This is a genomic window from Mesorhizobium sp. M0292 (assembly GCF_040321695.1).
Lineage (GTDB): Bacteria > Pseudomonadota > Alphaproteobacteria > Rhizobiales > Rhizobiaceae > Mesorhizobium.
The window spans coordinates 1-1279 of sequence record NZ_JAMYSB010000058.1 but is presented as its reverse complement, the minus strand read 5'-3'; the positions used below and the strand labels follow the sequence as shown (position 1 = coordinate 1279).

Below are 1279 nucleotides of genomic sequence, written 5' to 3'. Positions count from 1 at the left end.
GTCACAGGTTCAAATCCTGTCCCCGCAACCAACAAAAAAAGCCCGCTTCACGCGGGCTTTTTGCGTTCGGACCGTGATCGATGGCGATTTTAACCTGCATCGGGGGCCCGCAAGCAGGCGAAGCCGACGCCGTGGGACAGAAAAGCCAAATCATGGCCCCAACCAATTCAAAGCCCGCAGCTCGCAGGCCTTTTTGTATTCGGCACCTTTGCCCGCGCGAAGCCGGTTGGCTCCCGGCTCTGTCAGCGCGGCAACCGCCACGCGCCGGCGCGATCGTGACCGGACGCTTTGGACCCTGCAAAACCAGGCGACGAACCATTCTCTCGCCATCAGATCTTGGAAAACGAACCGTGATCGTGCGCTTCCAATCATTGTTACCGGGCTTTGACCGGCGCCATAATCTTCCAGGAGGGTGCCGTGCCCGACTACGCTCTGAACGACCACTATGAGAGCTTCATCAGGAAGCAGCTCGAACCAGGCCGCTAACAGTGCCAGTGAGATTGTTCGCGCCGGCCTGCGTATGCTCGAGGATTTCGAGGCGGAGCGGGAGAGATGGCTGCGCGAGGAGGTTCCGGCGCGCCTGACCGAGCTCCGGCAGGATCCGGCTAAGGGCATCCCTGTCGAGACGGTTTTTTCGCGACTCGAGGCGCGTCATCACGCGAAGCAGGCGAAAGCCAAATAGGCATAAAGTAGGCAATGGAGCACCGCATTGTCTTTCACCCCAAGGCGGAAACTGAACTCGACCAGCTCTATGACGACATAGCGACCCGTGCGTCGCCGGCGATCGCTTGGAATTTCGTTGTCGGCATCCGCGACCATTGCCTGAGCGTGTCGACTTTTCCACAGTGCGGCACAGAGCGGGTCGAGATCATGCCTGGTCCGCGGATCATCGGCTGGCGACGTGCCGTCAGCATTGCTTTCGCAGTCGATGCCGAACGGGTCTGGTCCTGGGTATTTTTTCGCCGGCAGCAACATCACGGCGGAATTGCTGGAAGGCCGGCTCTGAAGCGCTGCTTAGGCTGGCGTGGGGATCGACACTCGCCAGGAGGCGATTCTCAGGCCGATGGCACGCACCTGCCGCCGCCTAGAGGTGGGCGCTTGGTAGAAGAGTGATCCTCAGCGGAACACCACTCACAATTTCAGCCAAGCCAGCTCACGAATTTCCGCCCCGTGGATATCTCCACGAGAAATCGAAAAAACATCGTCGATGACTGTTGACAGTTCTGGTTGGTGGCGACTATATACGCCTCACGAACGAGGGCGGTGCGCCGCTGGCGGC

2 protein-coding genes and 1 pseudogene are annotated in these 1279 nt (G+C 59.8%); all 3 read left to right on the top strand.

Going from position 1 to position 1279, the window contains the following annotated elements:
* Nucleotides 1-388: hypothetical protein (locus NKI96_RS32455; RefSeq protein ID WP_352807788.1), on the top strand; the 388-nt coding region annotated here is incomplete at its 5' end.
* 29 nt (nt 389-417) lie between these two features.
* Nucleotides 418-682 (top strand): annotated as a pseudogene (locus NKI96_RS32450) (type II toxin-antitoxin system ParD family antitoxin).
* A gap of 14 nt (nt 683-696) precedes the next feature.
* A complete protein-coding gene (locus tag NKI96_RS32445; protein WP_245260702.1) occupies nt 697-1113 on the top strand; it encodes a type II toxin-antitoxin system RelE/ParE family toxin in 417 nt (138 codons plus the stop codon).
* Nucleotides 1114-1279 lie beyond the last annotated feature (166 nt).

Excerpts from the sequence above, each read along its gene's own strand:
- NKI96_RS32445 (WP_245260702.1), top strand. The coding sequence starts at position 697 with ATGGAGCACCGCATTGTCTTTCACCCCAAGGCGGAAACTGAACTCGAC.